The organism is Buttiauxella noackiae ATCC 51607 (assembly GCF_001654865.1).
Lineage (GTDB): Bacteria > Pseudomonadota > Gammaproteobacteria > Enterobacterales > Enterobacteriaceae > Buttiauxella > Buttiauxella noackiae.
In genome coordinates, this window is the sequence record NZ_LXEO01000046.1 from 25,303 (window position 1) to 41,401 (window position 16,099).

The 16,099-nt window shown below is 50.3% G+C and carries 15 protein-coding genes; 2 read left to right on the forward strand and 13 right to left on the reverse strand.

Annotation, left to right across the window (positions count from 1 at the left end; genetic code table 11):
- Nucleotides 1-69: 69 nt before the first annotated feature.
- From ispH to ribF, 5 genes are read right to left on the reverse strand one after another with little or no spacing between them, the layout of a single operon-like run.
- Nucleotides 70-1,020 (reverse strand): 4-hydroxy-3-methylbut-2-enyl diphosphate reductase, encoded by a 951-nt coding sequence (gene ispH, locus M979_RS14320; protein WP_034459385.1) that lies wholly within the window; start codon nt 1,018-1,020, stop codon nt 70-72.
- Entirely contained in the window at nt 1,001-1,471 is a 471-nt protein-coding gene (gene fkpB, locus M979_RS14325; protein WP_034459386.1) for an FKBP-type peptidyl-prolyl cis-trans isomerase, read from the reverse strand. The genes ispH and fkpB overlap by 20 nt, the downstream gene beginning before the upstream one ends.
- A gap of 3 nt (nt 1,472-1,474) precedes the next feature.
- The gene (lspA, locus tag M979_RS14330; protein WP_064555337.1) at nt 1,475-1,981 is read right to left on the reverse strand and encodes a signal peptidase II; all 507 of its coding nucleotides are present in this window, start codon (nt 1,979-1,981) and stop codon (nt 1,475-1,477) included.
- Nucleotides 1,981-4,797, reverse strand: coding sequence for an isoleucine--tRNA ligase (gene ileS / locus M979_RS14335; protein ID WP_064555338.1), 2,817 nt, complete (start codon nt 4,795-4,797; stop codon nt 1,981-1,983). The genes lspA and ileS overlap by 1 nt, the downstream gene beginning before the upstream one ends.
- A 28-nt stretch (nt 4,798-4,825) precedes the next feature.
- Nucleotides 4,826-5,758, reverse strand: coding sequence for a bifunctional riboflavin kinase/FAD synthetase (ribF, locus tag M979_RS14340; RefSeq protein WP_034459389.1), 933 nt, complete (start codon nt 5,756-5,758; stop codon nt 4,826-4,828).
- A gap of 326 nt (nt 5,759-6,084) precedes the next feature.
- On the opposite strand from ribF, the gene rpsT reads away from it, so the two are divergent.
- A complete protein-coding gene (gene rpsT / locus M979_RS14345) occupies nt 6,085-6,348 on the forward strand; it encodes a 30S ribosomal protein S20 (protein WP_034459390.1) in 264 nt (87 codons plus the stop codon).
- A 73-nt stretch (nt 6,349-6,421) separates the two neighbouring features.
- Here the strand turns inward: rpsT and nhaR are convergent, their stop codons facing one another.
- The 5 genes from nhaR to M979_RS23370 all read right to left on the reverse strand — a co-directional run bounded on the left by nhaR (nt 6,422) and on the right by M979_RS23370 (nt 12,102).
- Nucleotides 6,422-7,315 carry a transcriptional activator NhaR gene (nhaR, locus tag M979_RS14350; RefSeq protein ID WP_034459392.1) on the reverse strand — a complete coding sequence of 298 codons (894 nt, stop codon included), beginning with the start codon at nt 7,313-7,315 and terminating at the stop codon, nt 6,422-6,424.
- 67 nt (nt 7,316-7,382) lie between these two features.
- A complete protein-coding gene (gene nhaA, locus M979_RS14355) occupies nt 7,383-8,561 on the reverse strand; it encodes a Na+/H+ antiporter NhaA (RefSeq protein ID WP_064555339.1) in 1,179 nt (392 codons plus the stop codon).
- 221 nt (nt 8,562-8,782) lie between these two features.
- A complete protein-coding gene (dnaJ, locus tag M979_RS14360) occupies nt 8,783-9,922 on the reverse strand; it encodes a molecular chaperone DnaJ (protein ID WP_034459395.1) in 1,140 nt (379 codons plus the stop codon).
- An 86-nt stretch (nt 9,923-10,008) separates the two neighbouring features.
- The gene (dnaK, locus tag M979_RS14365; protein ID WP_034459397.1) at nt 10,009-11,928 is read right to left on the reverse strand and encodes a molecular chaperone DnaK; all 1,920 of its coding nucleotides are present in this window, start codon (nt 11,926-11,928) and stop codon (nt 10,009-10,011) included.
- Nucleotides 11,929-12,102 (reverse strand): hypothetical protein, encoded by a 174-nt coding sequence (locus M979_RS23370; protein ID WP_154150710.1) that lies wholly within the window; start codon nt 12,100-12,102, stop codon nt 11,929-11,931.
- 123 nt (nt 12,103-12,225) lie between these two features.
- Here M979_RS23370 and satP point away from each other — a divergent pair, with 123 nt between their 5' ends.
- On the forward strand, nt 12,226-12,795 hold the full coding sequence (gene satP / locus M979_RS14370; RefSeq protein WP_064555340.1) for an acetate uptake transporter: 570 nt from the start codon (nt 12,226-12,228) through the stop codon (nt 12,793-12,795).
- Between the two features lie 55 nt (nt 12,796-12,850).
- On the opposite strand, the gene M979_RS14375 is transcribed toward satP, so the two are convergent.
- The 3 genes from M979_RS14375 to tal all read right to left on the reverse strand — a co-directional run bounded on the left by M979_RS14375 (nt 12,851) and on the right by tal (nt 15,953).
- Nucleotides 12,851-14,176 carry an MFS transporter gene (locus tag M979_RS14375; protein WP_034459401.1) on the reverse strand — a complete coding sequence of 442 codons (1,326 nt, stop codon included), beginning with the start codon at nt 14,174-14,176 and terminating at the stop codon, nt 12,851-12,853.
- Between the two features lie 124 nt (nt 14,177-14,300).
- Nucleotides 14,301-14,888, reverse strand: coding sequence for a molybdopterin adenylyltransferase (mog, locus tag M979_RS14380; protein ID WP_034459404.1), 588 nt, complete (start codon nt 14,886-14,888; stop codon nt 14,301-14,303).
- Nucleotides 14,889-14,999: 111 nt separating this feature from the next.
- Nucleotides 15,000-15,953 (reverse strand): transaldolase, encoded by a 954-nt coding sequence (tal, locus tag M979_RS14385; protein WP_034459407.1) that lies wholly within the window; start codon nt 15,951-15,953, stop codon nt 15,000-15,002.
- Between the last annotated feature and the right edge of the window lie 146 nt (nt 15,954-16,099).

A 16,099-nucleotide genomic window follows, 5' to 3' on the forward strand; every position in this document is an offset into this window, starting at 1 on the left:
AGTGACACTTGATCAAAAAAGGGGAGCATAAGCTCCCCTTTTGAATTTGGTGTTTGCGATGGATGCCGATTACTCGACTTCTTTCACATCCATACGCAATTCACGCGGCACTTCGAAAATAATATTTTCTTCACGCCCCACCAGCTCACGGGTTTCGCTGCCGCCTAATTCACGCAGGCGAGCCAGAACGTTTTGCACCAGAATATCTGGCGCAGACGCCCCTGCCGTAACACCGACGCAAACCGCATCTTTAACCCATGATTCCTGGATATCAGTCGCATCGTCAATCAGATATGCGGCCTTGCCCATGCGTTGTGCAAGCTCTGCCAGACGGTTGGAGTTGGAGGAATTTTTCGAGCCAACAACCAACACCACATCTGCTTCATCAGCCAGCGCACGCACAGCTTCCTGGCGATTGGTGGTGGCATAGCAAATATCGTCTTTACGTGGACCGATGATTTTCGGGAAGCGTTTACGCAGCGCATCAATCACGTCAGAGGTGTCATCAACAGAGAGCGTGGTCTGCGTCATAAACGACAGTTTGGCTTCGTTTTTCACATCCAGTTTGCTGACATCTTCCGGTGATTCAACCAGGTACATGCCACCTTTCGGGTTGCTGTACTGGCCCATGGTGCCTTCCACTTCCGGGTGACCAGCATGGCCAATCAGAATGGACTCTTCACCACGACGGCTGGCGCGAGCGACTTCCATATGCACTTTAGTCACCAGCGGACAGGTCGCATCAAACACCGTTAAATCACGGCCTTTAGCTTCGTTGCGAACCGCTTGGGAAACACCGTGTGCTGAAAAAATCAGGATTGCGCCATCAGGCACTTCACTGATTTGCTCGATGAAAATCGCCCCGCGTTCCCGCAGGCTATCAACCACGTAGCGGTTGTGCACCACTTCGTGACGGACATAAATCGGCGCACCGTAGATGGCCAGCGCGTTTTCAACAATGCTGATAGCGCGGTCTACCCCGGCACAAAAGCCGCGAGGGTTAGCCAACAGGATCTGCATTCAACGCCTCCAGTACCGGGTCGATTTCCAGTACTTCGATATCAAAATGAATGGTTTGCCCGGCGAGTGGGTGGTTAAAGTCAACGGTGATGGAATCGCCGTTGACTTCACGCACTACACCTGGCATCTCGCTGCCATCCATTGCGGTGAACAGCATAATCGCCCCTGGCACCGGCTCACCCGCATCAATAAATTCACGACGCGAGAAATACTGAATCATGTCCGGGCTTGGAATACCAAACGCCGATTCAGGTGCCAGAGAGAATGCTTTTTTATCCCCTGCTTTCAGGCCGACAAGCTGATCTTCCATGCCCGGTGACAGCGTTTCGTCACCCAGCGTAAAGAGTGCCGGTTTGCCGTTATTGCGGGTCGACTCGGCGGTGGAGCCATCTTCGAGTTTCAGCGTGAAATGCACTAATACTCTGCTATTGGCCTGGATAGACTCAGCCATGGGTTACCCTTTTTGCTTTGCGGGCTTGTCGGAGGAGACAAAGAAGCCCTCCAGCACAATCAGCGCCGCACCGATACAGATTGCCGTATCAGCTAAGTTAAACGTGGCGAAGTGCCAGTCGCCGACATAGAAATCAATCATGTCGACCACAAAACCGTGCCATAACCGGTCAAACAAGTTACCAAGTGCACCGCCAATGATTAAAGCATAGGCGATGTTATGCAGCTTCTGGCTTGCTTTTGCACGGTACATCAGCACCGCCAGAATCACGCAGATACCAATAGCGATACCAGCGAAGAACCAGCGCTGCCAGCCGCCTTTATCCGCAAGGAAACTAAATGCGGCACCGTAATTGCGGGCATAGTGCAGATTCATCGACGGAAACAGCGATACGGTGTCCCCCAGCATGAAATGCTGGAGGATAAGGTATTTGCTGCCCAGATCGACGATCAGTACCACGACCACCAGCCACAGCCAGCTCAGTCCGGTAGAACAAATCGATTTACTCATCAGGCAAATTTACGCTTTTCGCCGTCACCGGCTACGTTGGTTACACAGCGGCCACAGATTTCTGCGTGTTCCGCTACCTGACCGACGTCGGTGGTGTAATGCCAGCAACGCGGGCATTTCTCACCGTCGGCTTTACGCAGAGCAACTTTCAATCCTTTCAGGATCTCGCTTTGCTGTGCGTCTTCAGTTGCCTGCGCATAATCGACAACTTCAGCGCCGGAGGTCAACAGGACAAATCGCAATTCCTCGCCCAGGCTGTTTAGCTTCGCAGCCAATTCGTTGTCAGCATACAGAGTGACATCCGCTTCCAAAGAGCCGCCCACACGCTTATCAGCACGCGCTTGCTCGATAACTTTGTTCACTTCGCCACGCACGGTTAGCAGCGTGTCCCAGTATTCATTGTTCATCGTTTCGCTGTCAGCCAGGCCGAACAGACCTTCATACCACTCGCCAGTGAAGACGTATTTCTCACGGTTGCCAGGCAGGAATGCCCAGATTTCGTCAGCGGTAAAGGACATGATTGGCGCCATCCAGCGAACCAGCGCTTCTGCAATGTGGAACAGAGCAGTCTGGCAGCTACGACGTGCAACACTATCGGATTTCGCGGTGTACTGGCGGTCTTTGATGATATCGAGATAGAACGAGCCCATTTCGATGGAGCAGAAACGCATCAGGCGTTGCACCACTTCGTGGAAGTCGTAGTTTTCGTACGCGGCGAGGATATCGGTTTGGGCATCCTGCGCACAGCTCACTGCCCAGCGGTCCAGTACCACCATCTCTTCCGGTTTCACCATATCGGTTTCTGGATTGAAACCGTTAAGGTTCGCCAACAGGAAACGTGCGGTGTTACGGATACGACGATAAGAGTCAGCAGCGCGTTTCAGGATCTCATCGGACACAGCGATTTCACCGGTGTAATCCGTTGACGCCACCCAAAGACGCAGAATATCCGCGCCCAGTTTGTTCATCACGTCCTGCGGAGAAACGGTGTTACCGATGGATTTGGACATTTTGCGGCCCTGACCATCCACGGTGAAACCGTGAGTCAGTACCTGGCGATAAGGCGCTTTGCCTTTCATCGCAGTAGAAATCATCAGTGAAGACATGAACCAGCCGCGGTGCTGATCCGAGCCTTCCAGATACATGTCTGCCGCATGGCCGTTGAATTCAGGGCGCACATCAACCACCGATGAGTGCGTTGAGCCGGAGTCGAACCACACGTCCAGGGTGTCTGGCACTTTGGTGTAGTTGTCAGCGTCGTCACCCATGATGTCACGCGGGTCGAGATCCCACCACGCCTGGATACCGTCTTGTTCAACACGTTTAGCGACTTCTTCCATCAGCTCCAGCGTGCGCGGGTGCAGCTCTTCAGTGTCTTTGTGTACGAACAGAGACATTGGCACGCCCCAGGTACGCTGACGAGAGATACACCAGTCCGGGCGGTTAGCAACCATGGATTCGATACGCGCCTGGCCCCAGTCCGGGATCCACTGCACACCTTTGATCTCTTTCAGCGACTGCTCACGCAGGCCTTTTTGATCCATGCTGATAAACCACTGCGGCGTGGCACGGAAGATGATCGGCGTTTTGTGGCGCCAGCAGTGCGGGTAGCTGTGCAGCAGTTTTTCAACGTGCAGCAGAGCGCCTTTATCACGCAGAATGTTAACGATCAGGTCGTTAGCTTTGAACACCTGAACGCCGTCCAGACCTTCATAAGTACCAGCCAGGTAGCAACCGTCCGGGCCAACCGGGTTTGCGATTTCCAGGTTGTATTTCTGGCTGATCACGTAGTCGTCAGGACCGTGGCCGCCGGCGGTGTGAACCGCACCGGTACCCGCTTCCAGCGTAACGTGGTCGCCCAGAATCGCAGGAACATCGAAATCTAAGAACGGGTGTTTATAACGGGTTAATTCCAGATCCGCACCTTTGGCAGTACCCAGAACCGTCCACTCGGCGATAGCTGCGCTTTTCATTACGCTTTCGAGCAAATCTTTGGCAACGATCAGCGCCTGACCATCAACTTGCACCAGAACATATTCGAACTCAGCATTCAGGGAGACTGCACGGTTAGCAGGCAGTGTCCACGGCGTCGTAGTCCAGATAACCATAGAAACTGGGCCATCAACCTGCGCTACACCAAATTTAGCTTTTACCGCATCTGCATCAACGGCCTGGAAGCTAACAAAGATTGATGGGGAGGTTTTGTCATAGTACTCAACTTCCGCTTCAGCCAGGGCTGAACGGCAGTCGACGCACCAGTGCACAGGTTTAGCGCCTTTATGCAGGTGGCCATTACCGACAATTTTACCGAGCGCACGAATGATGTTCGCTTCGGTGTTGAAGTCCATAGTCAGATACGGACGTGACCAGTCGCCCAACACACCCAGACGGATGAAATCGGCACGCTGCCCATCTACCTGCTCAGCCGCATATTTACGGCACGCAGCACGGAATTCAGCCGCAGAAACTTTCTCACCAGGTTTACCGATCAACTGTTCTACTTTCAGCTCAATTGGCAGACCGTGACAGTCCCAGCCAGGAACATACGGAGAGTCAAAACCGGAAAGCCCTTTGGACTTTACGATAATGTCTTTCAGAATCTTGTTAACTGAGTGACCAATGTGAATGCTGCCGTTCGCGTATGGAGGGCCATCATGCAGAATGAAGGATTTTTTGCCTTTCTTTGCATTACGGATGATGCCGTACAGGTCATCATCATTCCAGCGAGCCAGCATGCCCGGTTCGCGTTTAGCGAGATCGCCACGCATCGGGAACCCTGTTTCCGGTAAATTCAGGGTAGATTTAAAGTCACTCATTAGATTCTCGGTTCCGTTGTTAGCTTGCTCAGGTATTAGGCCCAAAAAATTCGCGGGCGGTTACCACATCTTTGGCGATTTGCGCTTTCAGTTCATCAAGCGAAGCAAACCGTTGTTCATTTCGTATTTTTTTACGCAGCACCACATCAATATGGTGCCCATACAAGTCCATTGCAACGTCCAGCAAATGGACTTCCAGCTGTTGGCGCAGGCCCGCTACCGTTGGCCGTGTACCAATGTTGGCAACGCCCGGCAGCAGTTTATCGCCAAGGCCTGCGACTTCTACCGCAAACACCCCTTTGACAGGGGAAACCTGACGACGCAACGGTAAGTTAGCCGTTGGGAAACCAATGGTTCTCCCCAGTTCATCACCATGGACAACACGCCCTGAGATGATAAACGGATGACCCAGTAAACTTTCGGCAAGCGTTAAATCGTCATCAGCCAGTGCCTGGCGAACAGCCGTACTGCTGATTCGTACTCCACCTTCGCAGAAAGTCTGCGTACTGGTGACGTCAAAACCATATTCGAGGCCAGCCTTCTGTAATAACAAGAAATCCCCCTGGCGACCAGCACCAAAGCGGAAATCATCACCTACGGCGAGGAATTTTACCCCGAGGCGGTCGACCAAAAGTTCGCTGACAAAGTTTTGCGCCGTGAGCGCAGCAAAGCGCCTGTCAAATCGCACACACAGCACGTAGTCCACACCACACTCAGCCAGATAACGCAGCTTTTCGCGCAGGCGTGTGAGGCGCGCTGGGGCTTTATCGCCCGCGAACAGCTCAAGCGGTTGCGGTTCAAAGATCATGACCATCACCGGCAGATTTCGCGCACGCCCTTGTGCACACAACCCTTTTAGCAGGGACTTGTGGCCTCGATGCACGCCATCGAAATTCCCAATGGTGAGGACACACCCGTGGTGGTTCTGGCGTAAATTATGTATGCCGCGTATCAGCTTCATGGCTGGCTCAAAACAGTGGAAATCGGCGGATTATATCAATTACCACGGTGAAGGTTAACCGGCGATTGTACCCTTTGGCATAAAGCATTAAGGATTTCATCGAACTGGCACCTGGTTTCTACGTAGATGCGCATCACTGGACGATTTTTGTTGCTTAAAGCTGTATTCATGACCGTTATGCTGGTAGAATCCGCGCCATCACAACGTAAGAGGCTCCGTAAATTTAACGGCGCTTATTTGCACAAATCCATTGACAAAAGAAGGCTAAGAGGGCATATTCCTCGGCCTTTGAATTGTCTACATAGATCATATTTGGGAGTTGGACCTTGGCTAATATCAAATCAGCTAAGAAACGTGCTGTACAGTCTGAAAAGGCTCGTAAGCACAACGCAAGCCGTCGCTCTATGATGCGTACTTTCATCAAGAAAGTATACGCAGCGATTGAAACTGGCGACAAAGCTGCTGCACAGAAAGCATTTAACGAAATGCAACCAATCGTGGATCGTCAGGCTAGCAAAGGTCTGATCCACAAAAACAAAGCTGCGCGTCATAAGGCTAACCTTGTAGCGCAAATCAACAAACTGGCTTAATCACCAACTTGTTGTTAGCTTGAAAAAAACCGGCTTACGCCGGTTTTTTTATATCTGAAATTTGAGTCCAGATTTAAGCCTCTTTGAATAACGCTGAGTAATCCCGGTTACACACACGCTGTACCGCCGGATGTTGAATCATGCGTTCTGCAAATATCGCGTGGTACTCTTCCATCACGTTCTCAATGCGCCCAATCTCGACAATGTTCTCATCGTTGTAGATATCCTGCCCATAGAGCGTTGGCGCTACAAAAATTGCATTGTGTGCAGCACCAAAGGCTTTCATCAGGGCGGCATCATCAAACTCACCGAGAATTTCCACCTTCAACCCCTGAGTGTTAATCCAGTTCAAAATCTTACGCCCTAACATCGAACGGCGGCCTGGAATCAACAAACGTCGGGTTTCAAGACAGGCAGGGAAAGGTAAATCTGGCAACGGATTTTGGCTCCAGAAGCTAATCCCACATTCGCCGATTTTCACCGAGAATAGCCCTTCCTGCTGAGTTGAATCTATCGGGCAGTCAGAGATAATCATATCCAGTTTATGTTGGCTTAATTGCTCAAGCAGCATTTCGTGAGTCGATTCAAAACAGCGCAGGTGGATTTGCTCATCTTCAACAACAGCCGCATCAAGCACGCCGCTCACCAGACGTTTTGATAATGCGTCTGCAATACCAACGTCAAACAACAGGCTGGATTCTTTGCGGTAGTTCACGATATCCAGCATTTCCTGGCTCAAGGTAAACATACGGTCTGCATAGCGGAAAACAAGCTGGCCTAATTCAGAAGGAACCAGACCACGCCCCTGGCGGCGGAAAAGTTTACCTTGCAGGCGTTCTTCCAGCGCTTTGATCTGGCCGGTGATTGTTTGTGGTGTTAAATAGAGCGCTTCAGCAGCACCTACCACTGACCCTTCTTTGCAGACATGCCAGAAGTAATAGAGATGGTTGTAATTTATGTGTGACATATGTTTTTCACTCCCTGATAAACAATCCATTAGCTAACGGCTCCCGAGGAGCCGTTAGTAGATAAAATTAATGATGCGGTAACGGCGAGCTGAAGCGGCTTCTCAACATGCAGTAACCGACGACAGCTGAGAACAGTGACCCCAATAGAATGCCCAGCTTAGCCCAGGTAATCAGCGCAGGGTCTGCACCGTCAAATGCCAGCGATGCAATAAAGATAGACATTGTGAAGCCAATCCCGCACAGCACGCCGACCGCCATGATTTCCTTGCAGGTCGTCCCTTCAGGCAACGTTGCCAGCTTCAGTTTCAGTGCAGCCCAGCAGAACAGGCTAATACCCAGTGGCTTGCCGATAAACAGACCTGCCATAATCCCCATCGGTAACAACGAGGTCAACCCGGAAAAAGTCACACCGCTTAATGAAACGCCCGCATTGGCAAAAGCAAACAACGGCAGGATCAAGAATGCGACCCAGGGATGCAGCACATGCTCCAATTCTTTCGCCGGAGAACGCCCATCTTTTTCTTTCAATGGGATAAGGAAACCAATGATTACCCCAGCAAGCGTTGCGTGTACGCCCGATTTCAATACTGCGGTCCACAGCACCACACCAACCAGAATATACAAACCAGTACGGCGCACATTGCAGATATTCAGTAATGCCAGTACAGCGATAGCACCTGCAGCAACAGCCAGCGAAAGGATTGAAAGATCGCTGGTGTAGAACAGAGCAATAATCACGATTGCGCCCAGGTCGTCAATAATGGCCAAAGCCATCAGGAACACTTTAAGCGCGACAGGTACGCGGTTGCCCAGCAATGCCAGAATACCCAGCGCGAAAGCGATATCAGTTGCCGCCGGAATCGCCCAACCTTCACGCGTGATTGGGTCCTGGAAGTTAAACAGCAAATAGATTGCCGCCGGGACAACCATGCCACCTAATGCCGCGATAACCGGGAACGACGCCTGACGCATACTGGCAAGCGAGCCGCTAACCATTTCGCGTTTTACTTCAAGGCCAATCATCAGGAAGAAGATTGCCATCAATGCATCGTTGACCCACAGCAGTAGATTTTTACTGATATCCAGCGAACCAATACGCACCTCTACCGGTGTATTTAAAAACGACTGGTACAGCTCACTGGTGGAACTCAGGTTGGCAAGAACCATTGCCAGTACAGCGGCAAGGATTAAAAAGATGCCGCTGGAGGCATCATTATTGAAAAAGTATTTTAGTTTTTTTGTCATCTTTTCATCCCGATTTTCAAACTGCCTTAAATCATTTAGGGCATTAATATGTATTAAGCATAGCCTGTCTAACACATCGATAAAAGTAGATTATATTGCAACAAATGATCGGAAATAACGAATCGAATCAAATAAAAAACTAATGAATAACACGCGCATAAAAAAAGCCTGAATCAAAAATATTCGATTCAGGCTTTTTACAACCAAGAAGGAAGTTAAGTTTAGCGGGTTAGATCGTCAAAGAATTTCTTCACGCCATCAAAGAAGCTCTTTGAACGCGGACTGTTCTTTTCACCACTTGGCCCACCAAAACTTTCCGCCAGATCGCGCAGCAATTGTTTTTGCTTTTCATTCAGGCTAACCGGGGTTTCTACAACAACGCGGCATAACAGGTCACCCTGAGCTCCGCCACGTACAGATTTCACCCCTTTACCACGCATTCTGAACAATTTGCCAGTTTGCGTTTCACCAGGCACTTTCAGGTTTACACGACCATCCAGTGTAGGGACTTCAATCTCGCCACCCAATGCGGCCATCGCAAAGTTAATAGGCACTTCGCAATACAGGTTATTACCTTCACGCTCAAAGATTGGGTGCTGTTTAACCTGAACCTGGACGTATAAATCACCTGATGGCGCACCATGCTCACCTGCTTCGCCTTCACCTGCCAGACGAATACGGTCACCGGTATCAACGCCAGCCGGGATTTTCACCGACAGGGTCTTAGTTTTCTCTACACGGCCATGCCCATGACAGGTATTGCACGGATCTTTAATAATTGAACCGCGACCCTGACAGTGCGGACAGCTTTGCTGCACGGTAAAGAAGCCCTGACGCATTTGTACCTGGCCTTGTCCATGACAAGTCGGGCAAGTCTGTGGCTTAGAGCCCGCTTTCGCGCCGCTACCGTGGCAAACACCACACTCTTCGAGCGTTGGAATGCGGATCTCTTTAGTCACGCCACGGACGGCTTCTTCCAGCGTTAAGTCCATGTTGTAGCGTAAATCGGCACCGCGGGATGCACGCTGACGACGGCCACCACCGAAGATGTCACCGAATACGTCGCCAAAGATATCACCAAAGTCAGCACCGCCACCGCCAAATCCGCCGTGACCACCACCGCCCATACCGCCTTGCTCAAACGCTGCATGACCATACTGGTCATAGGCCGCACGTTTTTGCTCGTCGGTCAGGATTTCGTAGGCTTCTTTGATTTCTTTAAATTTGCCTTCGGACTCTTTGTCACCCTGATTACGATCCGGGTGGAACTTCATTGCCAGGCGTTTGTAGGCTTTCTTGATTTCACGCTCTTCCGCGTTTTTCGGAACGCCTAAAACCTCGTAATAGTCTCTCTTCGCCATCTTTTTTGTCTGCCCCTAACATGCGTGCACGGGCGCAGAGGAAAACCTCGACGCCCGTGCCAGTGAATCAACCGCTCAAAGGGCGATTATTTTTTGTCTTTAACTTCTTCGAACTCAGCATCAACAACATCGTCGTCTTTGCTTGCAGAGTTACCAGCGTCAGTAGCGTTACCTGCTTGCTGTTCTGCATGCTGTGCCTGAGCCAGCTCCATCAGTTTCTGAGAAACTTCCGCCAGCGCCTGCATTTTCGCTTCGATGTCAGCTTTGTCTTCACCTTTCAGAGAAGATTCCAGCGCACTCAGTGCAGATTCGATTGCAGTTTTGTCGTCAGCTGGCAGTTTATCGCCTGCTTCTTCAACCTGCTTACGAGTGCTGTGCATCAGGTGGTCACCCTGGTTGCGAGTCTGTACCAGTTCTTCGAACTTACGGTCAGCCTCGGCGTTAGCTTCCGCATCGCGCACCATTTTCTGGATTTCTTCTTCATTCAGACCAGAAGAAGCCTTGATGGTGATTTTCTGCTCTTTACCGCTGTTTTTGTCTTTCGCGGAAACGTGCAGGATACCATCAGCATCGATATCGAAAGTGACTTCGATTTGTGGCATACCACGTGGTGCCGGGCTGATACCATCCAGGTTGAACTGACCCAGAGATTTGTTATCGGCCGCACGTTTACGTTCACCCTGAATCACATGGATGGTCACCGCAGACTGGTTATCTTCAGCTGTGGAGAACACCTGGCTGTGTTTAGTCGGGATAGTGGTGTTTTTATTGATCAGTGAAGTCATCACACCGCCCATGGTTTCGATACCCAGAGACAGCGGGGTAACGTCCAGCAGCAGTACGTCAGTCACGTCACCAGCAAGCACACCACCCTGAACAGCTGCACCGATTGCAACAGCTTCGTCCGGGTTAACGTCTTTACGTGGTTCTTTACCAAAGAACTCAGTAACTTTCTTCTGCACCATTGGCATACGAGTCTGACCACCAACCAGGATGACGTCCTGGATATCGGATACAGACAGGCCAGCATCTTGCAGTGCAACTTTCAGCGGCTCGATAGAACGGTTTACCAGGTCTTCGACTAGGGATTCCAGTTTCGCACGAGTCACTTTGATGTTCATGTGTTTTGGACCAGTCGCGTCTGCTGTGATGTACGGCAGGTTCACGTCGGTCTGTTGAGCAGAAGACAGCTCAATTTTCGCTTTTTCAGCAGCTTCTTTCAGACGCTGCATAGCCAGTGGATCGTTACGCAGATCGATACCTTGATCTTTCTTGAACTCTTCCACTAAGTAGTTGATCAGACGGCTATCGAAGTCTTCACCACCCAGGTGGGTATCACCATTGGTTGCCAGAACTTCGAAGGTTTTCTCGCCATCAACTTCATCAATTTCGATGATAGAGATATCGAAAGTACCACCACCCAAGTCGTATACCGCGATAGTACGGTTACCAACTTCTTTATCCAGACCGTAGGCCAGAGCCGCTGCGGTTGGTTCGTTGATGATACGTTTCACTTCCAGACCTGCGATACGGCCAGCATCTTTAGTAGCCTGACGCTGAGCATCGTTGAAGTATGCAGGAACGGTGATAACAGCTTCAGTTACCGGTTCGCCCAGGTAATCTTCAGCAGTTTTCTTCATTTTCTTCAGCACTTCAGCAGAGATCTGCGGAGGTGCCATTTTTTGGCCTTTAACGTCGATCCATGCATCACCGTTATCAGCGCCAATAATTTTGTACGGCATGATAGCTTCATCACGCTGCACTTCTTCATCCTGGAAGCGACGGCCAATCAGGCGTTTGATCGCGAACAGTGTGTTCTGCGGGTTAGTCACTGCCTGACGTTTAGCCGGCTGACCAACCAGAATCTCACCATCTTGCGTATAAGCAATGATAGAAGGAGTGGTGCGGTCGCCCTCGGCGTTTTCCAGAACGCGAGCAGTAGTACCATCCATAATCGCTACACAAGAGTTGGTAGTACCCAAGTCGATGCCAATAATTTTACCCATCTAAACGTCTCCACTTAAAATTTGTTCGTCATATGGTCGTGAACCTGTTATGCGGGCAAACAAGAGTCTTTCAACTGCCCAAACATGATTTTTTACAGGTCCATCAACTGCGGTTGCATACAAGATGGGGTCACTCGGCTCGCCATCAAGGGGCAAGGCAAAAAAAATTTTCATCTTCACACCTGTTTAGATCATGGACTCAGGCTCTCGACCTGATTATGATGCCGCGCCCCGCTGCCCTTTAGCAGTTGTGTGGCGACTACATATAATCATTTTCAGACGAATTTTAGAGGAACTATGGGCAACACTAAGTTGGCTAATCCAGCTCCCCTGGGCTTGATGGGCTTCGGCATGACTACCATTCTGCTCAACCTGCATAACACCGGCATCTTCCCTTTTGATGTCAACATCCTTGCAATGGGCATTTTCTACGGTGGTATCGCACAAATTTTTGCCGGCCTGTTGGAATTCAAGAAAGGTAATACTTTCGGCCTGACAGCTTTCACTTCTTATGGCTCTTTCTGGCTGACTCTGGTCGCCATTTTGATCATGCCTAAGATGGGTCTTGCAGATGCTGCGAACGCACACTTCCTCGGTGCATATCTCGGTCTGTGGGGCATCTTCACCCTGTTCATGTTCTTCGGCACCCTGGCTTCTGCGCCACGTATGCTGCAGTTCGTGTTTGGTAGCCTGACCGTACTGTTTGCCCTGCTGGCTATTGGCCACCTGGTAGATAACGAAAGCATCGTTCGCGTTGCGGGTTGGATTGGCCTGGTATGTGGTGCAAGCGCCATTTATCTGGCAATGGGCGAAGTGCTCAATGAGCAGTTTGGCCGTACCGTGCTGCCAATTGGTGAAAAACACTAATTTCTGCACTCACGTGTAAGAAAACAAAAACGCGGAGGCTAGCCTCCGCGTTTTTTTATGAATGTTGCAGCGGCCTTTCCACCACCTTATCTTCATGCGTTAAATCTTTGCGTAACCAAATCCCCAATCCCAGCCCAACCATTGCCAGCGCCAGTACATACCAGGCTGGTCCCATTGGTGATATGGCAGATAACATCGTGACAAAGATTGGCGTCAGGCCACCAAAAATGGCATACGACATATTGTAAGAGAACGAAATACCGCTAAAACGCACTTCCGCCGGGAATGCTCGCACCATCACAAACGGCACTGCCCCCACAACACCAACGCTCAAACCAGCAAGCCCATAGAATAAGAAAAGATATTCAGGATAAATTGCCGTCAGGTGATAGAACATCCAACTGCACACGGCCAATAACAAGCTGCCGAAAGTAAAGGTCTTGCTGGCACCTATACGGTCAATAATCAGCCCAGCCAGAATACAACCGATGCACAACATCACGATGGCGATACTGTTCGCCTGAAGCGTCAATGCTGGCGCAATACCCAACTGTTTTTGCAACCAGGTTGGTGCCATCAAAATGACCACCACAATACCCGCCGACAACAACCAGGTTAGCAGCATCGAAATCACCACCGCTTTTTTATGGTTTGCGATGACCGATTTCAACGGCAACTCTTCTGCCAGCGCTTTGCGTTGCTGCATCTCAAGGAAAATTGGGGTTTCTTGCAACCAACGGCGCAGATACATCGCCACCAGGCCGAAAATCCCACCGAGGAAGAACGGTATACGCCAGCCGCCATCATGGATTGCCTGCTGGGTCATCGAGGTATTAATAATGGTCGCGACCACGGAACCCAACAAAATACCGGCAGTTAAACCAGCAGTTAAGGTGCCACATGCAATACCAATACGTTTATAGGGAACGTGTTCTGCGACAAATACCCATGCTCCTGGCACTTCACCACCGATTGCCGCCCCCTGAAGCACGCGCATCAGAAGTAGCAATATAGGTGCCGCGATACCGAGTGTTTCATAGGTTGGCAACATCCCTATCGCAAGCGTTGGCAGCGCCATCAGTAAAATGCTCAGGGTGAACATTTTTTTACGACCAACCAGGTCGCCAAAGTGCGCCATGATGATCCCACCCAGCGGACGAGCCAGATAACCTGCGGCAAAGATGCCAAAAGTTTGTAACTGACGAAGCCACTCAGGAATATCGGCCGGGAAGAAAAGCGCACCAACGACGGTGGCAAAAAAGACGAAAATAATAAAGTCGTAGAATTCGAGCGCACCACCCAAAGCGGCAAGGGTCAGGGTTTTGTAATCCTGACGATTCAGAGGTCTGGTGCGATGTGTTGAATTGAGTTGTTGTGCCATAAGAGCCTGCTTCCAGAGTAGAGTGTGGTTATTAGCTTCCATTTTGCTGTAAAGCAATTTCACTATAACGAACCACACTCCACATGCCAGAGTGACTACATCTTATACCGCAAACAACTTGGTTTTAGGAGTTTGTATCGCGAATGGCACTTTTAGGGCGAAAAGCTGCTACTACAGAGCTATCCGTTTCAATATATGGACCATCTAATAACTGTATACAATACGGTACACTTGCAAAAATCCCCGGCACTACAACCTTGTTATTAGCATCTTTTACGCCTTCCAGGGTTTCCTGGATAGACTTCGGCTGCCCAGGTAAATTCAGAATGAGTGCCTGTTTGCGAATTACGCCAACCTGACGTGAAAGAATGGCCGTCGGTACAAAGTGCAGGCTTATCTGGCGCATCTGCTCGCCAAAGCCAGGCATTACACGATCGGCAACCGCAAGCGTTGCATCAGGCGTGACATCACGACGCGCCGGGCCTGTACCGCCAGTGGTTAACACCAAATGACACGCCATTTCATCCACCAGCTCACACAGCGCCTGTTCAATAAGCGGTTGCTCATCGGGGATTAAGCGCGTTTCAATCTGGAATGGAGTCGTTAAGGTGCGCTCCAGCCAGTCAACAAGCGCCGGAATGCCTTTATCTTGATATACACCGCTCGAGGCGCGGTCAGAGATGGAAACTAAGCCAATGCGTAAGGTATTCATATCATTCCCGGGAAATCATCAAACTTAACGGAATGATACACGGTGGAGGGCGTTGCAGACAGGGTGAAACACTAAAAAGCGTGGCTGGACGAAGCCAGCCACGCATAATGATTACAGCAGGTCGCCGATCATTTTTTCCAGTTTTTCCTGGTCGATAGCAAACTTACGGATGCCATCAGCCAGTTTATCAACTGCCATTGGATCCTGGTTGTGGCTCCACAGGAACTGAGATTCAGTCATACGCTCTGGGCGTGCTTTCACATCACCAGTGTAAGACAGTTTGCGTTCAACCGCGCCTTCGCTTTCAGCCAGCTCTTTGAGCAGAGCAGGTGCGATGGTCAGACGGTCACAGCCAGCCAGTTCGATGATTTCGCCCAGGTTACGGAAGCTTGCGCCCATAACCACAGTCTCGTAACCATGCTGTTTGTAGTACTGGTAGATTTCAGAAACAGAAACCACACCTGGATCTTCATGCGGTGCGTACTCTTTCTTATCGGTGTTCGCTTTGTACCAATCGAGGATACGACCTACGAATGGAGAGATCAGGAACACACCGGCTTCTGCACAAGCACGTGCCTGAGCGAAGGAGAACAACAGAGTCAGGTTACAGTTGATGCCATCTTTTTCCAGCTGCTCAGCAGCACGGATGCCTTGCCAGGTAGAAGCCAGTTTGATCAGGATACGATCATTGCTGATACCCGCATCGTTGTACATTTTGATCAGACGTTTTGCTTTAGTGATGCTGGCATCGGTGTCATAAGACAGACGCGCATCAACTTCAGTAGAAATACGACCTGGGATCAGTTTCAGGATTTCCAGACCAATATTCACCGCCAGCTTGTCAGTCGCATCCACAACCTGTTGTGCATGATCACTGCTCTGCTCACGCGCCCATGCAATCGCATCATCAATCAGTTTGCGATATTCAGGAATTTGCGCCGCGTTCAGGATCAGAGATGGGTTAGTGGTGGCATCTTGCGGTTGATACAGCTTCATTGCCGCAATATCCCCGGTGTCCGCAACTACTGTGGTTAGCTGACGCAGGGAGGTCAATTTATCCGTCATGATAGTGTTTCTCATTAGATGTAACTTGTTAGGGGGATGTAACCGGTCTGGCTTGATGATATCACGACGCAATTCAGGTGCAACCGCAGCAACACATCGGCAGGAACTGAACGCGAAACTGATAAATACCGTGTATTATTTGCCTG